The sequence below is a fragment of the uncultured Flavobacterium sp. genome (assembly GCF_963925185.1).
GTDB lineage: Bacteria > Bacteroidota > Bacteroidia > Flavobacteriales > Flavobacteriaceae > Flavobacterium.
This window is the reverse complement of record NZ_CAWURC010000025.1, coordinates 31,237-55,970: the sequence shown is the minus strand read 5'-3', so window position 1 is coordinate 55,970 and position 24,734 is coordinate 31,237. Positions and strand designations below refer to the sequence as shown.

At 35.5% G+C, this 24,734-nt stretch carries 17 protein-coding genes; 3 read left to right on the top strand and 14 right to left on the bottom strand.

All coding sequences use genetic code 11. The features are described 5' to 3' along the window. Positions 1-9: 9 nt before the first annotated feature. The 6 genes from AABM59_RS05665 to AABM59_RS05640 are packed head-to-tail and all read right to left on the bottom strand — an operon-like array spanning position 10 to position 8,331. Positions 10-1,338, bottom strand: coding sequence for a quinol:cytochrome C oxidoreductase (locus tag AABM59_RS05665; RefSeq protein ID WP_338408009.1), 1,329 nt, complete (start codon positions 1,336-1,338; stop codon positions 10-12). Between the two features lie 27 nt (positions 1,339-1,365). Next, on the bottom strand, positions 1,366-1,917 hold the full coding sequence (locus AABM59_RS05660; RefSeq protein WP_338408008.1) for a cytochrome c: 552 nt from the start codon (positions 1,915-1,917) through the stop codon (positions 1,366-1,368). Between the two features lie 7 nt (positions 1,918-1,924). After that, positions 1,925-2,449: a DUF3341 domain-containing protein gene (locus AABM59_RS05655; protein WP_338408007.1), complete on the bottom strand. Its 525-nt coding sequence runs from the start codon at positions 2,447-2,449 to the stop codon at positions 1,925-1,927. Next, entirely contained in the window at positions 2,442-3,845 is a 1,404-nt protein-coding gene (gene nrfD, locus AABM59_RS05650) for an NrfD/PsrC family molybdoenzyme membrane anchor subunit (RefSeq protein ID WP_338408006.1), read from the bottom strand. The genes AABM59_RS05655 and nrfD overlap by 8 nt, the downstream gene beginning before the upstream one ends. 26 nt (positions 3,846-3,871) lie before the next feature. Beyond that, positions 3,872-6,964, bottom strand: a complete 3,093-nt coding sequence (locus tag AABM59_RS05645; protein WP_338408005.1) for a TAT-variant-translocated molybdopterin oxidoreductase — start codon at positions 6,962-6,964, stop codon at positions 3,872-3,874. 35 nt (positions 6,965-6,999) lie between these two features. After that, positions 7,000-8,331: a c-type cytochrome gene (locus AABM59_RS05640; protein ID WP_338408004.1), complete on the bottom strand. Its 1,332-nt coding sequence runs from the start codon at positions 8,329-8,331 to the stop codon at positions 7,000-7,002. 217 nt (positions 8,332-8,548) lie between these two features. Between AABM59_RS05640 and AABM59_RS05635 the strand changes: the two genes are divergently transcribed. Then, the gene (locus AABM59_RS05635; protein WP_338408003.1) at positions 8,549-8,938 is read left to right on the top strand and encodes an SPOR domain-containing protein; all 390 of its coding nucleotides are present in this window, start codon (positions 8,549-8,551) and stop codon (positions 8,936-8,938) included. A gap of 112 nt (positions 8,939-9,050) precedes the next feature. On the opposite strand, the gene AABM59_RS05630 is transcribed toward AABM59_RS05635, so the two are convergent. The 8 genes from AABM59_RS05630 to AABM59_RS05595 form a co-directional block, all read right to left on the bottom strand. Continuing rightward, positions 9,051-11,525, bottom strand: coding sequence for a glycoside hydrolase family 2 protein (locus tag AABM59_RS05630; RefSeq protein WP_338408002.1), 2,475 nt, complete (start codon positions 11,523-11,525; stop codon positions 9,051-9,053). Further along, positions 11,522-12,190, bottom strand: a complete 669-nt coding sequence (locus AABM59_RS05625) for a copper homeostasis protein CutC (protein WP_338408001.1) — start codon at positions 12,188-12,190, stop codon at positions 11,522-11,524. The genes AABM59_RS05630 and AABM59_RS05625 overlap by 4 nt, the downstream gene beginning before the upstream one ends. After that, positions 12,190-13,182, bottom strand: coding sequence for a N(4)-(beta-N-acetylglucosaminyl)-L-asparaginase (locus tag AABM59_RS05620; protein ID WP_338408000.1), 993 nt, complete (start codon positions 13,180-13,182; stop codon positions 12,190-12,192). The genes AABM59_RS05625 and AABM59_RS05620 overlap by 1 nt, the downstream gene beginning before the upstream one ends. Before the next feature lie 13 nt (positions 13,183-13,195). After that, complete coding sequence (locus AABM59_RS05615; protein ID WP_338407999.1) at positions 13,196-15,466, bottom strand: family 20 glycosylhydrolase; 2,271 nt, start codon at positions 15,464-15,466, stop codon at positions 13,196-13,198. Positions 15,467-15,593: 127 nt separating this feature from the next. Further along, on the bottom strand, positions 15,594-18,164 hold the full coding sequence (locus tag AABM59_RS05610; protein WP_338407998.1) for a sodium-translocating pyrophosphatase: 2,571 nt from the start codon (positions 18,162-18,164) through the stop codon (positions 15,594-15,596). A 102-nt stretch (positions 18,165-18,266) separates the two neighbouring features. Beyond that, positions 18,267-18,869 carry a DNA-3-methyladenine glycosylase 2 family protein gene (locus AABM59_RS05605; RefSeq protein ID WP_338407997.1) on the bottom strand — a complete coding sequence of 201 codons (603 nt, stop codon included), beginning with the start codon at positions 18,867-18,869 and terminating at the stop codon, positions 18,267-18,269. 157 nt (positions 18,870-19,026) lie between these two features. Beyond that, positions 19,027-21,513, bottom strand: coding sequence for a DUF5686 family protein (locus tag AABM59_RS05600; protein ID WP_338407996.1), 2,487 nt, complete (start codon positions 21,511-21,513; stop codon positions 19,027-19,029). Between the two features lie 107 nt (positions 21,514-21,620). Beyond that, positions 21,621-22,598 carry a pyruvate dehydrogenase complex E1 component subunit beta gene (locus AABM59_RS05595; RefSeq protein ID WP_338407995.1) on the bottom strand — a complete coding sequence of 326 codons (978 nt, stop codon included), beginning with the start codon at positions 22,596-22,598 and terminating at the stop codon, positions 21,621-21,623. Positions 22,599-22,862: 264 nt separating this feature from the next. On the opposite strand from AABM59_RS05595, the gene AABM59_RS05590 reads away from it, so the two are divergent. Further along, positions 22,863-23,609, top strand: coding sequence for an electron transfer flavoprotein subunit beta/FixA family protein (locus tag AABM59_RS05590; protein WP_338407994.1), 747 nt, complete (start codon positions 22,863-22,865; stop codon positions 23,607-23,609). Positions 23,610-23,673: 64 nt separating this feature from the next. After that, positions 23,674-24,642, top strand: coding sequence for an electron transfer flavoprotein subunit alpha/FixB family protein (locus AABM59_RS05585; RefSeq protein ID WP_338407993.1), 969 nt, complete (start codon positions 23,674-23,676; stop codon positions 24,640-24,642). The last annotated feature ends 92 nt before the right edge of the window (positions 24,643-24,734 follow it).

Below are 24,734 nucleotides of genomic sequence, written 5' to 3'. Positions count from 1 at the left end.
CTTTAAATATTAATAATGGAAATGTTTACTCTCTTCAATAAACGGGTTTCTCTTTGGCAAAAGTGGCGCTTTAGTCAATGCTGTGAAAACAACATAAATAAATAAACCAAGGAAGAAAAGTACAGATGCTATTTCTGGTATTCCGATAAACCATTTATCTCCAACAGTTCCAGGCATAATCATATTGAAGAAATCAATATAATGACCAAATAATATTACGACACTCGCCATAATCAATATCCATGTGATTCTTTTGAAATCCGTGTTTATTAAAATCAAAACAGGAAACAAGAAATTCATGGCAACGGCTCCAAAGAATGGAAGATTATAAAGTTCAATTCTTGTTACGAAGTAAGTTACCTCCTCAGGAATATTAGCATACCAAATCAACATAAATTGAGAGAACCATAAATACGTCCAGAATACACTGAAACCAAACATGAATTTTGCCAAATCGTGAATGTGACTTGTATTTACGTTTTCTAAATATCCTTCCGATTTTAAGTACAAAGAAATCAAGCAAATTGTAGTTATTCCACTTACAAAGAAGCTAGCGAAAACATACCACCCAAACAATGTACTTGACCAGTGAGGATCAATAGACATAATCCAGTCCCATGACATAATTGATTCTGTTACAATAAAGAAAACCAAAAACATCGCTGAAATGTTAAAATTCTTTTTGTAAAAACCATCATCATTTGCTTCATCTTGAGCCAAACAATTTTTTCTTGAAAAATAACGATAAGCATTCCATCCTAACAAGAAAATAGCTGCTCTAACAATCCAAAAAGGGAAATTTAAATACCCTGCTTTGTTTGCAATAATTTTGTCAGAAGCGATTACTTCTGGATCTAACCAGATAAATAAGTGATTAAAATGAAGTCCGCAAAGAATTAAAATAACGAAAAAGATTACTGATCCTACAGGCAAATAAGCCGTAATTCCTTGCATAACTCTAAACAAAACCGGAGACCAGCCAGCTTGAGCTACTTGTTGAATAGCATAAAAAGCTAAAACGCCAAGAGAAATCAACATAAAGAAAATACAAGCTACATATAGTGCAGCCCATGGTTTGTTTTGTAGTTGACTCAAAACATGTTCTAAATGTTCTTTGTGTTCCGTTTCGGCATTTACTCTATTTTCTCCAGCAACAGCGTGCGCTTCTGTTGAAGAATTAGAACCTTCTTGATGACTCCCGTGAGCATCAGAAGCAAGAATTGCCTCCACTTCTTGAATATCTTTGGGTGCAGAGAAAAAACCATAACCAATTCCTAATAGACCAACAGCCATTAAGATTAGTGAAAATGTTTTTAATTTACTTGAAAATGTATACATATCTATTACGATGAGTTTGTTCTACAATTATAATTTATTTTTTAGTTCAATCACATAGGCTGCAACTAACCAACGTTCTTTTTTACTCAATTGATTGGCGTGTGAACCCATTAAATTAAGTCCGTAAGTTTCTACATGAAAAATACTGCCTTCATTTATAACCCTGTCTTTATAGCTAGGAACACCTAGGAATTTTCCTTGAGTGACTAATTTTCCTTTACCATCTCCAGCATTTCCATGACAAATTGCACAATAAACTTCATAAAGACCTTTTGCTTTTTCCATATCTTTTTCAGATAATGTACCAAGAGGTGATTTTAAATTTGCTGCTTTAACGGCAATTAAAGATTCAGGAGTGTCGGCATATTCATAAGGTTCGAAACCCCTATTTATAGATCCTTCAGCTGGAAGTTGTCCTTCTTTACCATTTTTAAAAGCACTCGATTCAATGTAAGTATTATAACTTACTGGCTCGTACATATTAGGCATATATTGATAATTTGGTTTCGAATCATCTTTACAAGACGAAACTAAAATAGTAATACATACTAAAAGTGTTATTTTATATCCGCTTTTCATATCCCTATTAATGCTTTTCAATTACTTTTACTTCAACTGCTCCTGTATTTTCGAAAAATGTAACAAGTTCTTTTTCGTTATTGTTTACTGCAACTTCCATCAGGAAATGATCATCCGTTGTACGTACATCTGGGTTTTCAGCTACTTTGAAAGGCCATAATTTACTTCTCATATAAAAAGTAATAACCATTAAGTGCGCTGCAAAAAATACGGTTTCTTCAAACATAATTGGCACAAAAGCCGGCATATTTTGAATATAACTAAAACTTGGTTTCCCACCAATGTCTTGTGGCCAATCTTGAATCATTATATAATTCATCATCCAAGTTCCGAAAGCTAAACCGCACAAACCGTAGATAAAAGCACAAATTGCTAATCTTGTTGGCGCAAGCCCCATTGCCTTATCCAATCCGTGTACTGGAAATGGAGTGAAAACTTCTTCAATATGATGATGAGCAGCGCGCGTTTTCTTAACGGCATCCATTAATATATCATCGTCATTATAAATAGCGTATATTACTTTATTACTCATGGTGTGAATCTTTATTTACTGCTCTTGCTTTTATATAATTATCTCCTGTTGATTTCAATATTGTTTTTACTTCGGCCTGTGCAATTACAGGGAATGTTCTAGCGTACAACAAAAACAACACAAAGAAGAAGCCTATTGTTCCAATGAATATTCCAATGTCAACAAATGTTGGTGAAAACATTGTCCATGATGAAGGAAGGTAATCTCTATGTAACGAAGTCACAATAATTACAAATCTTTCGAACCACATTCCAATATTAACTACAATCGAAATTATAAAAGAGAACATTATACTAGTTCTTAATTTTTTGAACCACATAAATTGCGGAGAGAATACGTTACAAGTCATCATTGACCAATAAGCCCACCAGTAAGGTCCGGTTGCTCTGTTAAGAAATGCATATTGTTCGTACTCTACACCTGAATACCAAGCGATAAAAAGTTCAGTGATATAAGCAACCCCTACGATAGAACCTGTAATCATGATTACAATATTCATCAGTTCGATGTGTTGTACGGTAATATAAGCTTCAAGATTAGAAACTTTTCTCATAATAATAAGCAAAGTATTTACCATTGCAAATCCAGAGAATACCGCTCCAGCAACAAAGTATGGAGGGAAAATAGTTGTATGCCATCCTGGTATTACCGAAGTAGCAAAGTCCATAGATACTATGGTGTGAACAGAAAGTACAAGTGGTGTTGCCAAACCTGCAAGAACTAAAGAAACCTCCTCGAAACGCTGCCAATCTTTTGCTCTACCGCTCCATCCAAAACTCAATATAGAATAAATTCTCTTATTAAAAGGAGTTATAGCTCTATCTCTAAGCATTGCAAAATCGGGTAACAAACCTGTCCACCAAAAAACTAATGATACCGAAAGATACGTTGAAATTGCAAAAACGTCCCAAAGTAAAGGCGAATTGAAGTTAACCCAAAGTGAACCAAATTGATTCGGAATTGGCACTACCCAAAAAGCCAACCATGGTCGACCCATGTGAATAATTGGAAACAATCCTGCTTGTATAACCGAGAAAATAGTCATGGCTTCTGCAGAACGGTTAATACCCATTCTCCATCTTTGACGGAATAATAAAAGTACTGCCGAAATTAATGTTCCTGCGTGACCAATACCAACCCACCAAACGAAGTTAGTAATGTCCCAAGCCCAGCCAACTGTTTTATTTAATCCCCAAGTTCCAATACCAGTAGAAATAGTGTAAACAATACAGCCTAATCCCCAAAGGAATGCTGTCAATGCGATTGAAAATACAATCCACCACTGTTTGTTAGCTTTGCCTTCGACAGGCGCTGCAACTTCTACTGTTACATCGTGATAAGATTTATCACCTATGATTAAAGGTTTTCTAATGGGTGCGTCGTATATATGAGACATAATCCTTTAAATTGATTTTAAATTTATTAAGTATTTCTAACTTTAACGTGATAGATGACATTCGGTTTTGTTCCAATATGCTCTAACAAATGATACATTCTTTCCTCTTCTACCAATTTGGCAACTTGACTTTCTTTATCATTTATATCTCCAAAAACCATTGCTCCATTTGAACAAGCACTAGAACAGGCCGTTTGGAATTCTCCGTCAACAACTTCTCTTCCTTCGTTTTTAGCTGCCAAAATAGTTGCTTGTGTTTTTTGAATACACATAGAGCATTTTTCCATAACCCCACGTGAACGAACGGCTACATCTGGATTCAAAACCATACGCCCCAAATCATCATTCATATGAAAATCAAATTCTTTATTTTGACTGTATAAAAACCAGTTGAAACGACGCACTTTATACGGACAGTTGTTCGCACAATAACGAGTACCAACACATCTGTTATAAGCCATTTGGTTTTGACCTTGACGACCGTGTGAAGTTGCTGCAACCGGACAAACTGTTTCACAAGGTGCATGATTACAATGTTGACACATCACAGGCTGAAAAGAAACTTGTGGGTTTTCTGATGCGTGTTCCATTTTTCTAAATCCACCTAAAGAACCTTTTGTTTCTTCATCTCCAAGAATAAATCCTGTCAAATCCAAACCATCTAATTCTTCTTTTTTCTCGTTATCTCCTGCAAACGTTTCTTCAGAAGAATAATACCTGTCAATACGCAACCAGTGCATATCACGACTTCTTCTAATTTCAGATTTACCTACTACAGGAACATTGTTTTCGGCGTGGCAAGCAATAACACAAGATCCACAACCCGTACAAGCATTAAGATCGATGGAAAGATTAAAATGATGTCCAACAGAACGATCAAATGAATCCCATAAATCTACCGTTGTTGCTTTAACTTCTTTATGATCCAATGAAACCATTGGTTGCACATTCCAAAATTCTGCATCTTTGGTATTAAATATTTCTAAAGTAGTTTCTTTGATAATATCACCTCTTCCCATCAATGTTTTCTGACCTTGAACACAAGCAAACTCGTGATCTCCATCCACTTTTGTCAATGTAACTGATTGTACATTATTGAACTCTTTATATAATGAGTAAGCATTTAAACCTACTTGCATTTCTTCTTTTAAGGCTGCTTTTTTACCATATCCCAAAGCCAAACCAACAGTTCCAACCGCTTGTCCTGGCTGAACAATTACCGGAACATTTTCTAAAACAACTCCATCAGCAGTTTTGATGGTAGCATAACTTCCGTTCAAACCACCGTTTGCCACGATTTCGTTTGACATTAACAAAAGCTTTGCATCAGCACTCGAAACAGTAACATAATTATCCCAAGAAACTCTTGTGATTGGATCTGGAAATTCTTGTAACCAAGGATTGTTCGCTTGTTGACCATCTCCTAAACCAGTTTTAGTGTATAAAACTAATTCGAAACTTGGAGCCGCTTTTGATTGCGCTAAAGCATTTGCAGCAGCAGCATAATTAGCCGAACTTGCAGAAACGGATGGTATTGTTCCAATGAAAATTCCGTCGTGCAATACTTGATTCCATGTAGATCCTGAAATAATTGAAGACGAAATTGATTTTAAATAATCGTAATAGGTTCCAATATTTCCGTTCAAAGACATCAATACTTCTTGAAATTGTTTGGTGTCGAATAAAGGACGAATGGTAGGTTGAGTCAAACCATACGTTCCTCTTGTAATACTAACATCTCCCCAAGATTCTAAATAGTGAGGTGCTGCAGCAGCAATAGTTGCTATCGAAGCGGTTTCATCCTCTCTCAAAGAGAATGAAGCCGAAAGACTTACTTTTTTCAAGCCTTCAACAAAATCTTTTGAATTTGGTAAAGTATAAACTGGATTAACGCCACTCATAATCAAAGTATGAACGCTTCCTGCTTTCATGTCATTAACTAATTGAGCCACTTTTTCACCAGATCCTTTTCTTATTTGTCTTGTTCCAATAGTTGAAAAAGATTCACTTGCTAATGCTTGGTTGATGGCCAAAACCAACAATTGCGCATTCGTATCTTGAATTCCAGAAACTAAAACTCCTTGGCTACCCGCAGCTTTTAACTGTTGAGCCGCTTTAGCAACTTCTGCTTTATATTTCGCATCTAAAGTCACCGGAACCGAAGCCCCAACGACTACATTATAGATATGAACTAATGCTTGTTTTTGATTTGCGGTTGACATTGCTAAACGTTTATCGGCAGCTGCACCAGACAAAGTCATGTTCGCTTCCAATTGGAAATGACGCGACATTTTTCCGTTTTTTGGAATTCTACCTTGAGCATACCCTGAATCATAACTTCCACCTTGCCAATCTCCAAGGAAATCTGCACCTACAGAAACTATCAATGACGCTTTTGAAAAATCATAATCAACCAAAGCTCTTTCGCCATAAACCGTTTCGAATGCATCTAAAGCTTCAGAAGAAGATACAGCATCATAAATTACGTGTTTTGCGTTTGGATTATTGACAATAAATTCGGCAATCAACTTTTCAGTCGAGGGACTTGCTAATGTATTGGTCAAAAGAACAACTTGTCCTCCTTTTTCTTTGGCATCAGCCAAGCTTGATTTTATTTTTGAATCAACATCAATCCAAGTAGCATTTTTTCCACCAATTTTTGGTTCTTTTAAACGCATACTATCATATAATGACAATATCGATGCATGGATTCTGGCGTTTGCCGAAAATTTTGCACCAGGCATTGTATTGTTGTCAATTTTAATAGGGCGCCCTTCACGTGTTTTCACTAAAAGATTGGCAAAATCAAAACCATCAAATACAGAAGTTGCATAATAATCTGCAATTCCAGGGATGATTTGTTCTGGTTGTACTACGTAAGGTATCGACATATGTACGGGACCTTCACAGGCTGCAAGTGTGGCTGCCGCTGTAGTAAACCCAACGTACTTTAAAAAATCACGACGTGTTGTTGATGAAAATGATGTAGCATCACTGTTTCCTATAAATTCATCCGTAGGAATTTCTTCAACAAATTCGTTATTTTTAAGCGCCTCAACAATAGAACTATTTTCGTCTAGTTCTTCAACACTTTTCCAGTATTTTTTGTTTGATGACATATTCTATATAAATATTAGCTTCTTAATTATTAATTTTAATAGTGGCATTTACCGCATTCTAACCCACCCATTTGAGCTATGGTTAATTTGTCTACACCATATTTTTTAGAAAGTTGTTCGTGAATTTTGGCATAATAATCATTGCCTTGCATTTTTACATCTGTTGTTCTATGGCAATCTATACACCAACCCATCGTCAATTTGGCAAATTGTTTTTGAACTTCATACGTTTGAACAGGCCCGTGACAAGTTTGACAAGCAACCCCAGCAACGGTTACGTGTTGCGAGTGATTAAAATAAACAAAACTTGGCAAGTTATGAATGCGAACCCATTTTACCGGCTCCGTAACCCCTGTATACTTTTGATTTTCTTTATCCCAACCTACAGCCTTATACAATTTAGCAATTTCGTTGTCGTAAAAAGCTTTCGAATAATTTTTAGTTGCTGTTGTGTCAGAAACTTCGGCAATGTTTTTATGACAATTCATACAAACATTCAAAGAAGGAATTCCTGAATTTTTACTTACCCTAGCAGATGAATGACAATAATTACAATCAACTCCGTTGCTACCAGCGTGAATTCTATGTGAGAAATGAATTGGCTGAACTGGTGAATAGTCTTGATCAACTCCAATTTGCATCATATATCCATAAACAAAAAATGCACTCGCCAATAATAGGAATATTGAAGTAACTAATACTAAAAATTGATTTTTGGCAAAAGCCTTCCAAATTGGAATAGTAGGTTGTTTTGGAGCGACATTTATCCCGTTTGCAGCGGCTACTTTTCGTAAAACATTGTTTACTAAAAACAACATTACTACAAGAATTGCCATCACTAAGGATAATACTCCTAAAATAATTTCATTTGAAATTCCCCCTGCATTTTCACTAGCCCCAGGAAGTAAAACACCCGGAAGTGGAGTTGCAGCTACTGCCTTAGCTTCCATTGTGTATGCAATAATATTGTCAATGTCAGCTTCTGCCAATTGTGGAAAAGCAGTCATTGGCACCTTGTTGTTTTCTTCAAAAACTTTTAAAGCTAGTGCATCCCCTGATTTAATTAAATCGGAACTGTTTTGAACCCATTTATAAATCCATGTTTTGTCGTACTTGGCACCAACACCTCTAAGGGCAGGACCAGTTGCTTTTGCGTCTAGTTTGTGACAAGCGGCACAATTAGTGTTGAAAATTTCCTTCCCTTTTACAGGATCGCCTCCTTGAGTAACGGCAGAAGTTTCTGTTGAAGTTGCAATTGCTGCCGGAGCCGCATCTTGCGCAAAAGAAGTTAATGATAAAGTTAGCATCAAAGCTAAACTTAAATATAATTTCCTTGAAATCGAATTATGGTAACCCACCTTTTTCATATAGTTTAGTGATTATCTACAATATTGAATTTGAATTTTACCACATTTAAATTATGATAAAAATTACTTTTTCTTTAAAATATTCGACAAAAATACGCTTTAAGAACTATTCTCAAAACCCTAAAATAGCCTTAAATATAATTTATACCGATTCTAAATAACGATAATAATATAGTTTCGCTATTTATACATTATTTTTGCATCAAACAATACCATTATGAGAAAGCTAACAGTTCGAAAAATGTTTTTATCATTTCTTGTGTTAAATACTTGGGGTTCCTATTTATATGCTCAAGACCAAAAGGTTACCGTTAGTCAAGATCAAAAGTTTGAACAAATCTTAAACGAAAAGAGAAACATAAACACTTCTCTCACGGTTAATGACTCTTATAAAATTCAAATTTATAATGGGGGAAGCGAAAATGCTAAAAAAACTTTAAGCGACTTTAAACAAAATTTTAGCGACATCGATGCGACGATAGTTTTCAATACGCCCAATTATAAAGTTTGGGTTGGGGGTTTTAGAACCCGCATCGAAGCTGAACGCTCTCTAATTGACATAAGAAAGAAGTACAACAATGTGTTATTGATAAAACCAAGCCGATAAAAATTCTGGATTTGAATTTTTTTAAGAAAACACCCAGTACAAAAAAAACTTCAAAAAAGGCTTTTCCAAACAGTATCTAACTTTTTGGGGGATCCTTTTTTTGAAACTTTTTTTATTTCGTAGTATCAAATAATGATTTTGAAATGATTATTGAAACTGGTTTAGAAAGATGAATTATCATTTTATGATTGGGCAAAATATCAAAATAATTATCACTGAAAAAAGCATCTTCCGAAGAATTTAAATAGACATTTTTAGCCAAGACATCTGAAGTTACCTCGATAGTTACCTCGTCAATTTTTTTTATTTTTATATTGGGATTACTCAAATTTAAATTTTTAGTCTTTACAAAATAATAAAGAGATTTTGCCTTCGTACTTTCTGATTTAAAATTCATTGAAAGCACTATGTTATTTAAATTGAATGTTTCAAAATCTTTTTTTAAAATTATAAATTGTACCGTGCTTGAGTTTTCTGGAACCACTTTACTTGCTTGTGCTTCCCATAGCTTTTTCCCATTGAAATTAATTAATTCCAAATTAAGTTCTCCTTGTAAAGACGACCATTTATCATTCACAAAATAAATTTTATAGCAATCGTTTTCTTCTTTTACAGAAATTAACAACATTTCAAAACTCCGTTTCACTTGGTATTGAAAAGCTTTCCAACGTCCATAATAATCCACAGCACTCCATGAGGTTACTGGCCAACAATCATTAAGTTGCCAAAATAAGGTTCCCATACAATAAGGTTTTGCTCTGCGATGAGCTTCCATTGCCATTTTCATTCCTTCTGCTTGTAATAGTTGCGAAACATAAATATAGTCTTCAAAAGATGTTGGAATTTGAAAGTCTCGTTCCATGTATTCTTCAATAGTTTGATAACCAACCCCATGTTTTTGATGGTTTTTTAACGCTTCCGAATTAAAGTTTAATTCTTCTTTATTGGCAAATGCTTTAAAGGTTTCCAAATTTGGCATACCCTGAAAACCATATTCACTCATAAATCTTCCGACTTTCTTTTCGTAAATTTGAAACGGTTCTTTTCCCCACCAAACTCCCCAATAATGAGAATCTCCTTCTAACAAACTTTCCTTTTTTCCCCAACCAATAGATGGAGACGAAGGCCAATATCTGTTTTCGCTTTTAGAAAGCAAACTGTCTAATGTTTGTGGAATTAATTTGTGAAATAGCTTTTTATAATCGTTCCAGATTTTGGTTGAATCAGATTTTGAATACTGGTATTGCTTTTGCCAACCCCAATTTTTCCACCCTTCATCGTTTTCATTATTACCACACCACAAGGCAATGCTTGGGTGGTTTTGCAAACGATTAACATTATCAACAACTTCCATTTTTACATTCTCCAGAAAATCATCATCACCTGGATACATGGCGCAAGCAAACATAAAGTCTTGCCAAACCAAAATTCCATTTTTATCACATTCGTCATAAAAAATGTCATCGGCATAAACTCCGCCACCCCATACTCGTAGCATGTTCATATTAGAATCTACTGCGTTTTTTACAATATTTTTATAAACAGAATCAGTTGCTCTTGGCAAAAAACTGTCCGGGGGAATATAATTGGCCCCTTTCATAAAAACAGGAATTCCGTTTAATTTAAAGTAAAAACTTTTGCCAACAGTGTCATTTTTTTGCACTAATTCAATAGTTCGCAAGCCAATGTTGAGTTTCTTAGAATGCAGTGTTTTTTTGTTTTGCGAAAGCGAGATTTCAAAAGTATATAAATTAGCCTCTCCCAATCCATTTGCCCACCACCGTTTAGGGTTTTGGATTTTGTATTCCGATGTTATGGTATTTAGTCCTTTTTTTAAAGAAATAATTTCTGTATTATCATTGATTTTTAATTGAAATTCTCCTGTTGTATGGCTATTTATTTTAGTGATAAATTCCAATTCCGCCACTATATCATTTAGCAATTTTTGATGGTGTTTCACGTTGGTAATTGTCGCGGAATTCCAAAATTGTAATTTAATATTTTTCCAAATTCCAGCAGTTACAAATCTTGGACCCCAATCCCAACCATAATGATATTGGGCTTTTCGGGAAAAAACTTTTTCGTCACCAGGCAAGGTATACAAAAGTTTTTTAGCCGCTTCTTTTTCTTTTTTCACGGATGAAAAAAAAATAATTCGCAACGTATTTCGACCTATTTTTAATTCTTTATTGATAGATACGTTCCATGTTCGAAACATATTATTGACACTCAAAATTTTCTTTTCATTTAAAAAAACATCCGCATAAGTATCTAAGCCCTCCAATTGTAAAATACAATTTTTATTTTTATTTTCTATTTTGGAAATTGAAAATGTAGTTTGGTATTCCCAGTCTTCATTTTCAATCCATTGCAATTGCTTTTCGTTGTCTCCAAAAAACGGATTTGGAATTATTTTATTATTGAATAAATCCGTGTGAACGGTTCCAGGAACTTTGGCCAAAAGCCAATTAATATCTGTTGCTTTTCTAAAATCCCATTTTTCTGAACTTAAATTACGTTCTGAATTTTGTGCCAACATAAGTATTGGCAGCAAAATAAATAGGAAATTTAGAAATTTATTACTCATTTTAAATTGGTTTTTAAAGCAATGATTTCCTCGGCATTTGCCATTTGACTTTCGTCGATTATGGCTGATGAATGAAAGAACCTAGCCTTTGTGTTTTGCTGAATTAATCTAACATTTGACGACCGCAAACTTCCTCCAGGCATTATGAAAATTCGATTGTTAGCCTTTTTGACTAACTCGGTTATCAATTCTATTCCTGCTACTGCATTTTGAGCTTGACCCGAAGTTAAAATAGTTGTAAAGCCACAATCAATAACATTTTCCAATGACTGAAAAGCATCGGGAACTTCATCAAAAGCACGATGAAAAGTACACGGGAATGGTTTTGCTAATTCGATTAATTCCTTGTTTTGAGGGAGATTTATCGTTTTGTCTTCATTCAATATTCCGAAAACAAATCCAGTAACTTTTAATTCTTTAAAAGTTTTTATTTCGTTCTTCATAATTGAAAACTCATCGTCAGAATAGATGAAATCTCCCCCTCGAGGACGTATCATCACATACAAATCAATAGACAATAATTTTATAAATTCTACAACCTCTTTCTTTTTTGGCGTAGTTCCCCCAACTTCAAATCCCGCACAAAGCTCCACTCTATTGACGCCATTTTTTTGAGCAATAATTGCGGAATTTAAATTAAAACAAGCAATTTCGAGTTGTGCCATTATTTTAAAAAGTAATCAGAATCTATTAATTTATTTCCTGAATTGTCATTGACAGCGTAATTAAATCCGCCTTGAATGCAATATGCGCCATAGGCTCCATTTTTATTCAAAGCGATAAAACCAACTTGAATGTCTTTAAGGCTTTTGTTCCTTTTTTTTGTGAGCTTAATAATACGGGCAACGGCCTCTTCACACGCATTTTGAGGAGATTTCCCTTGTCGCATGAGTTCTACAACCAAGTGACATCCAGCAATTCGGATAACTTCTTCGCCGTGACCTGTTGCTGTTGCTGCGCCAATTTCGTTATCGACATATAATCCAGCACCAATTATTGGAGAATCGCCTACGCGACCATGCATTTTATAAGCCATGCCACTCGTAGTACACGCGCCAGAAAGATTTCCAAAACTGTCGAGAGCAATCATGCCAATAGTATCGTGATTTTCAATGTTTGCAATTGGTTTGTACTGACTGGTTTTAAGCCATTCCTTCCATTCCTTTTCAGATTCTTCGACCAATAAGTTTTCTTTTGAGAAACCTTGCGATAAAGCAAACTGCAATGCACCTTCACCAACCAACATCACATGAGGCGTTTTTTCCATGACAGCGCGTGCCACAGAAACAGGATGTTTTATATGTTCCAAACACCCCACCGAGCCAATGTTAGAAAACTCGTCCATGATGCAAGAATCTAATGTTACGTGTCCGTCTCTGTCAGGTCTTCCGCCGAAGCCAACACTTCTTTCGGTTGGATCGCCTTCGGGAATTTTTACACCGGCTTCAACTGCATCAAGAGCTCTTCCGTTATTTTTTAGAATTTCCCAAGCCGCGCCATTGGCTTTTACTCCAAAATTCCAGGTGGAAATCACGATAGGTTTATTTACTTTTCCATAAGAAAATTCAAATTCTCCTTCTTTAGATTTAAAGGAATTTAAAGCAATTGCTACCGAACCAATTGCTGCAGTTTTTATAAAATTTCTACGATTTGACATACTACTACTTTTTTTATTCGATTCCTATTTCGTCAACAAACAACCAAGATTTTGAACCAGCTCCAGCAAAACCTTCAGGAATTTTACCACTATTTTCAGCAATAACTTTGATGTATTGTGCTTTTTCGGCACCCAATTTTATCGTGACACTACCATTCACTGCAACAATTTCTTCCTTTGTGATTAGCGATACATTTTTAAAATTAATACCATCATCAGAAATAAACACGGCTATGCTTTTTGGGAAATAAATCCAACTTCCTTCGCTTGCCAAAAATCCAACAGTCACTTTATTAATTTGTTCTTGTTTGCTCAAATCGACTGTGGCGATCAAATCTTTTCCGGAAAAACCCAACCAATCACGACCAAATTTATCGCGATTCCCCATTATTCCATCAACGAGTGTAAACGTTCCGCCTGCAGCATAACTTTCACTTGGCGGATTAACCAAAGTGAGGCTTTTACCGGTCGCCTTATTGATATAAAAAGCTTGTTCTACCATACCGTTAATTTGTTTTTGGTCTTCAAAATAGGCGGCTTTTACAGTTTGGTTTTTTGTGATTAGAATTGGATTTATGTACTTAGAGGAATTCAAGTTTGGTAATGTTCCGTCGAGTGTAAACCTAATTCCGTTGGGATTGCGTGTTGAATTTAGAGAAAACGTTACGCCTTTTGAGTCTTCAGACGGAGCTACACTGGTTGTAATTTCAAAAAGCGACTTACTGTAATTAATATATTTTTTGTCGAAAGTTGGAAAATGTAGAATCATTCGATCTTGAAAGTCTTTATAATTACCTGGATTTGAAGTTCCCCAAAGCACTTCGGAAAGCGCCATCATTCTTGGAAAAATCATGTATTCTACTTTTTGGGAATCTTCCATATATTCTGTCCAAACGTTTCCTTGCGCACCAAGAATATACTTTGCTTCATCGGCAGATAATTCTTTTGGCGTTGGATTAAAACTATACACTTTCTCTACGGCAGTGTATCCGCCAATTGCTAAAGGTTCGTTTTTTGGTTCGCCTTGGTAATGGTCAAAATAACAATAACTACTTGGAGTCATGACAACAAAGTGCTTTTGCTTCGCTGCATCGATTCCGCCTTTAATTCCTCGCCAACTCATAACCGCTGCATTTGGAGCCAAACCTCCTTCAAGTATTTCGTCCCACCCAATGATTTTTCGTCCCTTGCTGTTGACAAATTTTTCAATGCGTTGGATAAAATAACTTTGCAATTCATGTTCGTCTTTCAAGCCTTCTTTTTGGATTAAAGCCTGACAATTAGAACATTTTTTCCATCTTGTTTTGGGACATTCGTCACCTCCAATATGAATATATTCAGAAGGAAACAACCCTATAACTTCTGTTAATATGTTTTCAAGGAATTTAAAAGTTCCCTCTTTTGGACAAAACACATCGTCCAAAACCCCCCATTTTAGAGCTACTTCAAAAGGTCCACCAGTGCAAGAATATTCTGGATACGAAGCTAAAGCAGCGACAGCATGTCCTGGCATTTCAATTTCTGGAACGACTGTTATGTGTCTTTCCGTTGCATAAACAACAACTTCTTTAATTTCTTCTTGAGTGTAAAAACCTCCGTAGCGGGTGTAGTCAAACTTTTGCTCTCTATAATGCCCAACCATGGATCCTTTTCGCCAAGCACCAACTTCCGTAAGTTTTGGATATTGTTTAATTTCGATACGCCAACCTTGGTCATCAGTCAAATGCCAATGGAACGTATTCATTTTGTACATGGTTAAGTAATCAATGTACTTTTTGACAAAATCTACAGGAAAGAAATGGCGACTAACGTCAAGATGCATACCTCGCCAAGCATATTTTGGTTCGTCTTCAATTTGTAGACAGGGTAATTTTACTTCTTTAGTTATTTTAAAAGGGATTAATTGAACCAACGTTTGAACTCCGTAAAACAAACCTTGATTGGCATTAGCGTTTATGTTAATTTCGTTTTTTGAAATAATTAAACTGTAACTCTCTTTATTGAAATTTACAAAATCTGGTGTAGTAACATTTAATATGAGTTTAGAAACTGCATTTGAATGGGAAGCAATTTTTAAATCTAAACCCGTTTGTAGTAGTATCACTTCGTGCAAATATTTTGCCTCAAAAGAATTTTCATTGGCTTGGATAACTGTTGTATTATGAAACATAAAACTTCCGCCGTCTAAATTTATAACTTTGGGTTGCGGAATTAACGGGAGTTGCAATTGGGAAAAACCAATATTACCTATTAAAAGCATTAAAAATACAAGTTTGTTAAACATAAAATCTGAGTTATAATTGGCTAAATTTACATAAAAAATACAAACAAAAATGCCCCGCAAAAACTTGCGAGGCATTTTTTTATAGCAACCTTTGTCAAAGTTAACTTTGACAAAGGATATTTAAAGTTTATTTCAAAGCTTCCATTTTAGCTTTTACCTCTTCTAATGAACCTTCAAAAACTTGAGTATTTTCATTTCCTTTTTCAGAAGTGATTACAGTGGCTTTTGCTTTTCCGTTAATGTTGATGATTTCAACCTTAATGTTCTTTTCATCTGTTCTTTTTTTAGCACAACACGCTTTTACATCATCTGTTGCCATAAACTTGCCGTTTGCATCATAATGTGATAGACACATTTCTTTTTGCTCCGGAGTACAACCCATTTCGTCACACATTGCTGCACACTCGTCCTTGGTCATTGTAGCACATTTGCTCCTATCGCATTTGCCCATCATAGTTCCTTCTGCACATTCCATTTTCACTATCATAACTTTTGGCGCTGCTTCGTGCGTTCCATTTCCTAAAATTGGTGCAATTACCAATCCTATCAAACAAGTCAATTTAATTAAAATGTTCATTGAAGGTCCTGAAGTATCTTTGAAAGGATCTCCAACAGTATCTCCAGTTACAGCAGCTTTGTGCGCGTCTGAACCTTTGAATGTCATTTCACCATTAATTAGAACTCCTGCTTCAAAAGATTTTTTAGCATTGTCCCAAGCACCACCTGCATTGTTTTGGAACACCGCCCAAAGTACACCAGAAACGGTAACTCCAGCCATATAACCCCCTAACATTTCAGCAACTAATGAATTTGCATTTGCATCACCCATATAAACTAATTTACCTAAAAGTACAATTGCAATTGGAAAACCAATAGTCAAAACTCCAGGTAACATCATTTCGCGTAAAGCGGCTTTTGTAGAAATATCAACACATTTAGCATATTCAGGTTTCCCTGTACCTTCCATAATTCCTGGAATTTCTCTAAACTGACGACGTACTTCATACACCATATCCATCGCCGCTTTTCCAACAGAATTCATTGCCAATGCAGAGAAAACTACCGGTATCATTCCACCTACGAATAACATTGCCAAAACGGGTGCTTTGAAAATATTGATTCCGTCGATTCCTGTAAAAGTTACATACGCAGCAAACAAAGCCAATGAAGTTAATGCCGCCGAAGCAATTGCAAAACCTTTCCCTGTTGCAGCCGTTGTATTTCCAACCGAATCCAAAATATCAGTTCTTGTACGAACTTCTTTAGGTAATTCGCTCATTTCAGCAATTCCTCCTGCATTATCAGATATTGGTCCGAAAGCATCGATTGCCAATTGCATTGCTGTTGTAGCCATCATTGCTGAAGCAGCTAAAGCAACTCCGTAAAATCCTGCGAAAGCATAAGATGCCCAAATTGCAGCTGCAAATAATAAAACTGTTGGGAATGTAGAAATCATTCCTGTTGCCAAACCAGCGATTACGTTTGTTCCTGCACCAGTTGATGATTTTTGTACAATTGCCATAACTGGTTTTGTGCCTAATCCTGTGTAATATTCTGTTACAGATGAAATAGTAGCTCCAACAACTAATCCTACGATTGTTGCGTAGAAAACTCTCATTGAAGAAATATCTTTAATTCCTTCTCCAAAGAAACTCATTTTCATAGTTTCAGGCAACATGTATTTCACTAAAACATAACAAGCAATTGCTGTTAATGCAATAGAAATCCAGTTTCCAATGTTTAATGCTTTTTGAACTTGTGCTTCTTTAGCATTGTCATCCGATATTTTCACAACCATAGTTCCTATGATAGAGAATAATATTCCGAAACCAGCAATTGCCATTGGCAATAAAATAGGTCCAATTCCACCGAAAGCATCCTGAATGTTTCCACCCATATCTTTAATAACATAATTCCCAAGAACCATTGCAGCAAGAACAGTTGCTACATAAGAACCAAATAAATCGGCACCCATTCCGGCAACGTCACCAACGTTGTCTCCAACGTTATCTGCAATTGTAGCAGGATTTCGTGGATCATCTTCTGGAATACCAGCTTCCACTTTACCCACTAAATCAGCTCCAACATCGGCAGCTTTTGTATAAATACCCCCGCCAACACGTGCAAACAAAGCGATTGATTCTGCTCCAAGAGAGAAACCAGCTAATGTTTCTAAAACGATAGTCATTTGTTCTGTTCCGCCATTCGACCAATTACCACCCATAAAAAAGTGGAAGAAGAATATAAAGAAACTAGTTAAACCTAAAACTGCTAAACCAGCAACTCCTAATCCCATTACCGTTCCGCCACCAAAAGAAACTTTTAATGCTTGTGGTAAACTTGTACGTGCCGCTTGAGTTGTTCTTACGTTTGTTTTAGTTGCGATTTTCATTCCCATATTCCCAGCTAATGCTGAAAAGAAAGCTCCGAAAACAAATGCTACTACTATTAATATATGTGTAGTTGGAACAAAAAATGAAATTCCAGCTAAAACAACACTTGCTATAACAACAAATATTGCTAATAATCTGTATTCTGCTTTAAGGAAGGCTAAGGCTCCTTCGTAGATATAATCTGAAATTTCTTTCATTTTACCATCTCCGGCATCTTGCTTTAAAACCCAGCTTCTTTTGATTGCCATAAAAGCCAATCCTATTATTGCCATCACTATTGGCACATAAATCATAAATGATTCCATAAATTTAAATATTTGTTATAAATTTTATCGGATGCAAAAGTAATAAAAGGATGTTAAAAAACGAATAGATTGGATAGAGAATGTCGTTTTTTATTAAAAATTTCAATATTCTACTTTTCTATTTCGTTTTTGAAGGTAATAATACCAAAATAAAAATGTTGTTGCAGAACGATAGGGGCTCCATTTTAAAACATACACTTCCGTGACTTTTTTGTCGTAAATTTTTAACAACTCCTTAATTGTATTTACAACTGCAATATCCCCAAGCGGAATGATGTCTGGCGCCTGAAGCGAAAACATCAAGTAAACGTCGATTGTCCAATTGCCAATACCTTTTATTTTGATGAGTTCTTCGCGAACTTGCTGGGAAGCTTTTTTTCCGAGACTTTCCAAATTAATTTGATTGTTAATTATCGAAAGTGACAATGCTTTTATATAGGAGGTTTTTTGACGGCTTACGCCAAGATTTCTATACCGCTCGTCGGCTAAAGAAATTAATGCTTCTGGAGTAAAGTTTAGTTGTTGGGCTTTTAATTTTAAAAAAGTGGGTTTTGCTGAATTAATAAAAACCTGTTGTTTGAGAATTAATAGAACCAATGTTTCGAAACCTTGTGGTCGTTTCGGAATTATTGGCAAACCATATTTGTCTATAATTAGCTTGAAAATAGGGTCTTTCTTTGAGAGGTATTCGATGGCTTGTTGCATAGCTGTGGTTTTTTATCCCAGATGGAAACGGATAGCCTTTTGAAGTCTCGTTCTCTTTTTTCTTATAATAAGAGAGCGACTAGCAGAAGCTCCTTTTATTATTTAGAAAAAAAGAAACGAGGGGAAAAAAGCTTGTAATGCAGAGCTGGATTAGCTTCTAGAAATAAATTCCGAACGATGTTTTTATGGCGAATTTATTGGCGTTGGGCATGTCGAGATAATTGCCTCTCCACGAAAAATCGACCCGTAAAACTTTGAAAATATTTCCTATACCTGCGCTGTATTCCCAATACGGATTTTCGGGTGCTTTATAAACCATTCCAGAGGCATTGATCAATCTATTTTCATTAGAAACCGCCCCATAAATAGACTTCACGCCAATAATTTCTCGCCAATTGAGTTTTCGCATAAACGGAATTCTTGAAAAAAGTCGGCCTCCAAAATTGTGATTCCACTGAAATGTGGCATATTGGTCGCTTACAAATTCGTAGTATTTAAGGTTACTAAAAGTGTTTGTAATATAAAAAAGCGATTGATTTCCGGGTATAACACTCATTAATCCAAGCGGTATGTATCCAAATGTTTTTCCCATTTCCAAAATTATATTTGAACGCCCTAGCGGGCCAATAATTATGGGTTTTTTATAGTATAATTGGATTTTTTGATAATTAAAATCACTAGAAAACAACCCTTTAAATCCCTGACTATAATTTACAAAAATCTGTGGAAATGGGCTATCCACATTATACCTTTCAACGGCATAACCTATGGGTTTCCTGTTGGGTGAATATTCGATTTGAAAATTCACCTCAGATTGTTTTACATCACTTTTTATCTTTGTTTGAGATAAATCTGTATAATAATCTAAACTAAATGTAGGTGAAGCCGATTCTAAAGTTCGATAAGAAATTCCGGTTGCAAAAGTTAAATTTTTTATTGGTTCGGCTTCAATTTCGACATTACTCAAATTGACCTTAGTTAATTTATCGTTTGCTCCAAATGTAAATATTCCTGACGAGGCATAACTGCGTCCCACTATGTCATTTGTTGCCGTAAGCGATGCTCCTATTTGCTCAATATCTCTTCGATTGCCTGCGGAGACAATAATTCTTTTTTTGTTTTCAATCATCCATTTTCCAGTGATTCCGTATTTGAATGTATTGTCTTTAAATCCATACGCAATATAGGACTGCAATCGCCACGGGTCATTAGGCCCAAAGTAAGTTCTCACTCCCGCCCGCAATCGAACACCTTCGACTTCGTTGTTCCCAAAAACCGAATAAATTGACCCGTAATCTAAATTACCCGAATGAAGGTAGCCGCTGTCAAGTATTTCGACCAAATTATACAACTGCTTAAATTTATTGACGGTTTGCAAGGTGTCCAGCATTTTATAAATTCCTTTTTCATCTTTGGTCAGATTTTCAAAACGGTTTTTTTGCCAATATTCTTCTGGCTTATTATAGGCGTCTTTCTCGTAATAATTCACTTCTTGTTTATAAAATTTTTCTGGTTTTTCATTGTTAAATTTATGGTTTTGGTATAAGGTAGTTCGCTTTCCATAAACACCTTTGGATTTTTCCTTTTTGTTCAACGCGAAATCCGACATCATATAATCTTTGGTCAAAAGAAAGACAGAATCATTCATTACCTCAAATTCCTGCTCGATATAAATATCTTTTACCCAGTTAATATTGGCGCTTTTGGTGGCCGCCATGTTAATGTTTTTTATAGCAAACGTAGTGTCGCTTACCCAAAAATCCCCTTTAAATGTCAATTCGTTTTTTCGTCTTGGATAAAAAATAATATTGTAACACCACTTTTTATCAACGAAAGCACTATCCCTTAGCACATAATTATACACATCAATTCCTGTCTTAGATATTGGACTGGTAAAGCTTTTGTCGAAAAAAGTGAGATGATTGTCATAGATGTCGTACTCAGAATATAAATCTTTTACAAAAGACACAATTTGTTGGTTTCCATTGAATCCAGAGGTCTTATTGGCTTTTACTATTTCTTTTACTTTCTTAAATTTATTGTCGCCATACACCTCTGACAATACTTCGTTAATGAAAATGGGCAAATAGGTTTTTCCAGTAATTTTTGAGGTATCAACATGTTTGAAAACAAATTCCATTCCCTTGAAAATGTTCTTTTTCATGTATGCGCTATCAATGCTATTAATATCAAACTCTACTTTTTCATATTTTTCCATTTGATATTGGTCAAATAAATACAAGCCATTTCTTCGTTTTCTTTCCCAGATTTTCTTAAGAATGTCAAGCGCAGGGTTATTCTTTTTAGATGTTTTGCCTGAAAAAACCACCACTTCATTCAGGTTTTCAATTTCATCTAACTGTACTGTGAAATTGTAGTTTACTGATTTTTCCAATGTGATTTCCTTATCAGAAAACCCTATAGAAGTAACCACAAGTGTTTTGTAATCGCTAGGAGACTCAAGATAAAAACGTCCATCTTCATTAGATACAACACCTTCATTCGAGTCCTTAAATGTTACATTGGCAAAAGGCACGGAGTTTTTAAACTTGTCTATAACAATGCCGCTCACTTTTGTTTGCGCAAAAATCGCGTTTGTAAAAGCAAGCAAAAAGAATAATTTAAACAAAATATTTTTTTTCATAATCAAAAAAACTTCATCAAAAATAAGATTCTGATGAAGTTTCAAATATAGTTAATTTCTTATGTTAGATTTTTTATTGATTCTAATATTCAGAAAAATTTAACGCCTTATTTATGCATAACTTTTTTTACCGCCTTAACAACATCGGTAGAATTTGGCATCCATTCTTTGAGTAAAACTGGCGAATAGGGCGCAGGCGTATCGGCCGTTGTGATGCGTTGAATTGGAGCGTCTAGAAAATCGAAAGCGCGCTCCTGAACCATATAGGCAATCTCAGAAGAAACGCTTGCAAAAGGCCAAGCTTCCTCAAGAATTACCAATCTATTTGTTTTTCTTACTGATGTCAAAATTGCTTCATTATCCATAGGACGAATAGTTCTCAAGTCGATAATTTCACAAGAAATTCCTTCTTTAGCTAATTCATCAGCGGCAATGAAGGCTTCTTTTATTATTTTTCCAAAAGAAACAATAGTAACATCGATACCTGCTCTTTTAACGTCGGCAACACCAATTGGAATTGTATATTCCCCTTCAGGAACTTCTCCTTTGTCGCCATACATTTGTTCCGATTCCATAAAAATTACTGGATCATTGTCTCGAATTGCTGATTTCAGTAACCCTTTAGCATCATAAACATTCGATGGCACAATAACTTTAAGTCCAGGCGTATTAGCAAACCAATTTTCCAAAGCTTGGGAATGTGTGGCTCCAAGTTGTCCTGCAGAAGCTGTTGGGCCTCGAAAAACAATAGGAATGTTAAATTGACCACCTGTCATTTGACGCATTTTGGCAGCATTGTTTATGATTTGGTCAATGCCAACTAATGCAAAATTAAAAGTCATGTACTCGACAATTGGTCTACAACCATTCATTGCAGATCCCACTGCAATTCCGGTAAAACCAAGCTCTGCAATTGGCGTGTCGATTACTCTTTTTTCTCCAAATTCGGCAAGCATTCCTTTCGAAGCTTTGTAAGCCCCATTATATTCAGCTACTTCCTCGCCTATTAAATATATTGACTCGTCGCGACGCATTTCCTCGCTCATTGCTTCGCAAATGGCCTCTCTAAATTGTATCGTTCTCATTTTTTTCCTTGTTATGTATAAATTTCGAATCGCAAAAATAAATATTTTAAATCACTTAAAAGCACAATTTATGTTTAAAATAACAAGGAGTCAATACTGTTATTAGCTTTGTCTTTCAATACCTAAAGGAAGAAAGAAAAGGATCCCGCTACTATCAGGGCTACGAAATCGATATAATACCGAAAAATATTATGCGCGCATAGTATATTATTCCAATAATTATTATAATTTTGTACTACCAATTTTGAATAAAATCCAATACTTATGAAAATATTAGTCTGCATCAGTCACGTTCCTGATACTACTTCAAAAATTAATTTTACAAATGATGATTCCCAATTTGATTCCAATGGCGTTCAGTTTGTAATCAATCCTAACGATGAATTTGGGTTAACAAGAGCCGTTTGGTTTCAAGAACAACAAGGAGCAACGGTCACAGTTGCTAATGTAGGTGGGCCAGAAACCGAACCTACTTTAAGAAAAGCATTAGCCATTGGCGCTAACGACGCCATTCGCGTGAACGCGAATCCTACCGATAGTTTCTTCGTTGCAAAACAACTTGCCGAAGTTATAAAAAATGGTGCTTACGACATTATTATTGCCGGTAAAGAATCATTAGATTATAACGGAGGAATGGTTCCCGGAATGATTGCTGGTATTCTAGGTTATAATTTTCTAAATTCTTGCACAAACATCACAGTTGATGGCGCAAACGTAAAGGCAATTCGCGAAATTGACGGCGGTAGAGAAACCATTTCAACAACCCTACCCATAATCATTGGCGGACAAAAAGGATTAGTCGAAGAAAAAGATTTACGCATCCCAAATATGAGAGGGATTATGACAGCTAGGTCAAAAACATTGACTGTTGTAGAGCCTGTTGAAACTTCGGTAAATACAAAAGTAATAAAATTCGAAAAACCAGCGCCAAAATCTGCTGTAAAATTAATCGCTGCCGATAACTTGGACGAATTAATCAACTTATTACACAACGAAGCGAAAGTTATTTAATTACAAATTACGAATATTTGAAATCTTTAAATTTTCAATTATTTAATCTTTAAATCATAGAATTATGTCAATATTAATATATGCAGAATCCGCAGAGGGAAAATTTAAAAAAGTAGCATTCGAGTTAGCTTCTTATGCAAAAAAAGTAGCGGATTCATTAGGAACTACCGTTACGGCAGTAACCATAAACACAGCAGATGTTTCGGAATTATCAAAATACGGAGTCGACAAAGTCTTAAAAGTGACTAACGATAACTTAGCTGGTTTTTCTGCCAAAGCTTACGCTGACGTTATCAAGCAAGCCGCCCAAAAAGAAGGTGCAAAACTAATTTTACTGTCGTCAACTACTGATAGCATTTACCTTTCTCCGCTTGTTGCCGTTTCGCTAGAAGCTGGTTTCGCTTCTAATGTCGTGGGATTACCGGTTAGCACTTCCCCTTTTCAAGTGAGAAGAAATGCCTTTTCTAGCAAAGCTTTCAACATTACCGAAATTTCTACCGATGTGAAAGTCCTTGGCTTAGCTAAAAACTCCTACGGGATTTTCGAAAATGCCTCGGATTTGAATCAGGAAGATTTTAATCCCGTTATTGGAAAAAATGATTTTGGAGTAAAAGTAGAATCAGTAGAAAAAGTTTCTGGGAAAGTCTCTATTGCAGATGCAGACATTGTGGTTTCTGGAGGCCGTGGATTAAAAGGTCCAGAAAACTGGGGAATGCTTGAAGAACTTGCAGCCATACTTGGCGCTGCAACTGCCTGCTCAAAACCCGTTTCCGATTTAGATTGGAGACCTCATTCAGAACATGTGGGACAAACAGGAAAGCCTGTTGCCTCCAATTTATATATTGCCATAGGAATTTCAGGAGCGATACAACATATTGCCGGAATCAACTCTTCGAAAGTAAAAGTTGTCATCAATACAGATCCCGAAGCGCCTTTCTTTAAAGTCGCAGATTATGGAATCGTAGGAGATGCTTTTGATGTTGTGCCAAGATTAACAGAAAAACTAAAAGCATTTAAAGCATCGCATTCATAAATTTAGAATTCTCCTCAAAAAATATAGTTACCTACAATCAAGATATTCGTATCTTTGCTTTTAGGTAACTTTTTTGTTACCCGTTTTTTTAT

Coding starts and splice junctions, on each gene's coding strand:
- AABM59_RS05665 (WP_338408009.1), bottom strand. CDS start 1,338: ATGTATACATTTTCAAGTAAATTAAAAACATTTTCACTAATCTTAATG.
- AABM59_RS05660 (WP_338408008.1), bottom strand. CDS start 1,917: ATGAAAAGCGGATATAAAATAACACTTTTAGTATGTATTACTATTTTA.
- AABM59_RS05655 (WP_338408007.1), bottom strand. CDS start 2,449: ATGAGTAATAAAGTAATATACGCTATTTATAATGACGATGATATATTA.
- nrfD (WP_338408006.1), bottom strand. CDS start 3,845: ATGTCTCATATATACGACGCACCCATTAGAAAACCTTTAATCATAGGT.
- AABM59_RS05645 (WP_338408005.1), bottom strand. CDS start 6,964: ATGTCATCAAACAAAAAATACTGGAAAAGTGTTGAAGAACTAGACGAA.
- AABM59_RS05640 (WP_338408004.1), bottom strand. CDS start 8,331: ATGAAAAAGGTGGGTTACCATAATTCGATTTCAAGGAAATTATATTTA.
- AABM59_RS05635 (WP_338408003.1), top strand. CDS start 8,549: ATGAGAAAGCTAACAGTTCGAAAAATGTTTTTATCATTTCTTGTGTTA.
- AABM59_RS05630 (WP_338408002.1), bottom strand. CDS start 11,525: ATGAGTAATAAATTTCTAAATTTCCTATTTATTTTGCTGCCAATACTT.
- AABM59_RS05625 (WP_338408001.1), bottom strand. CDS start 12,190: ATGGCACAACTCGAAATTGCTTGTTTTAATTTAAATTCCGCAATTATT.
- AABM59_RS05620 (WP_338408000.1), bottom strand. CDS start 13,182: ATGTCAAATCGTAGAAATTTTATAAAAACTGCAGCAATTGGTTCGGTA.
- AABM59_RS05615 (WP_338407999.1), bottom strand. CDS start 15,466: ATGTTTAACAAACTTGTATTTTTAATGCTTTTAATAGGTAATATTGGT.
- AABM59_RS05610 (WP_338407998.1), bottom strand. CDS start 18,164: ATGGAATCATTTATGATTTATGTGCCAATAGTGATGGCAATAATAGGA.
- AABM59_RS05605 (WP_338407997.1), bottom strand. CDS start 18,869: ATGCAACAAGCCATCGAATACCTCTCAAAGAAAGACCCTATTTTCAAG.
- AABM59_RS05600 (WP_338407996.1), bottom strand. CDS start 21,513: ATGAAAAAAAATATTTTGTTTAAATTATTCTTTTTGCTTGCTTTTACA.
- AABM59_RS05595 (WP_338407995.1), bottom strand. CDS start 22,598: ATGAGAACGATACAATTTAGAGAGGCCATTTGCGAAGCAATGAGCGAG.
- AABM59_RS05590 (WP_338407994.1), top strand. CDS start 22,863: ATGAAAATATTAGTCTGCATCAGTCACGTTCCTGATACTACTTCAAAA.
- AABM59_RS05585 (WP_338407993.1), top strand. CDS start 23,674: ATGTCAATATTAATATATGCAGAATCCGCAGAGGGAAAATTTAAAAAA.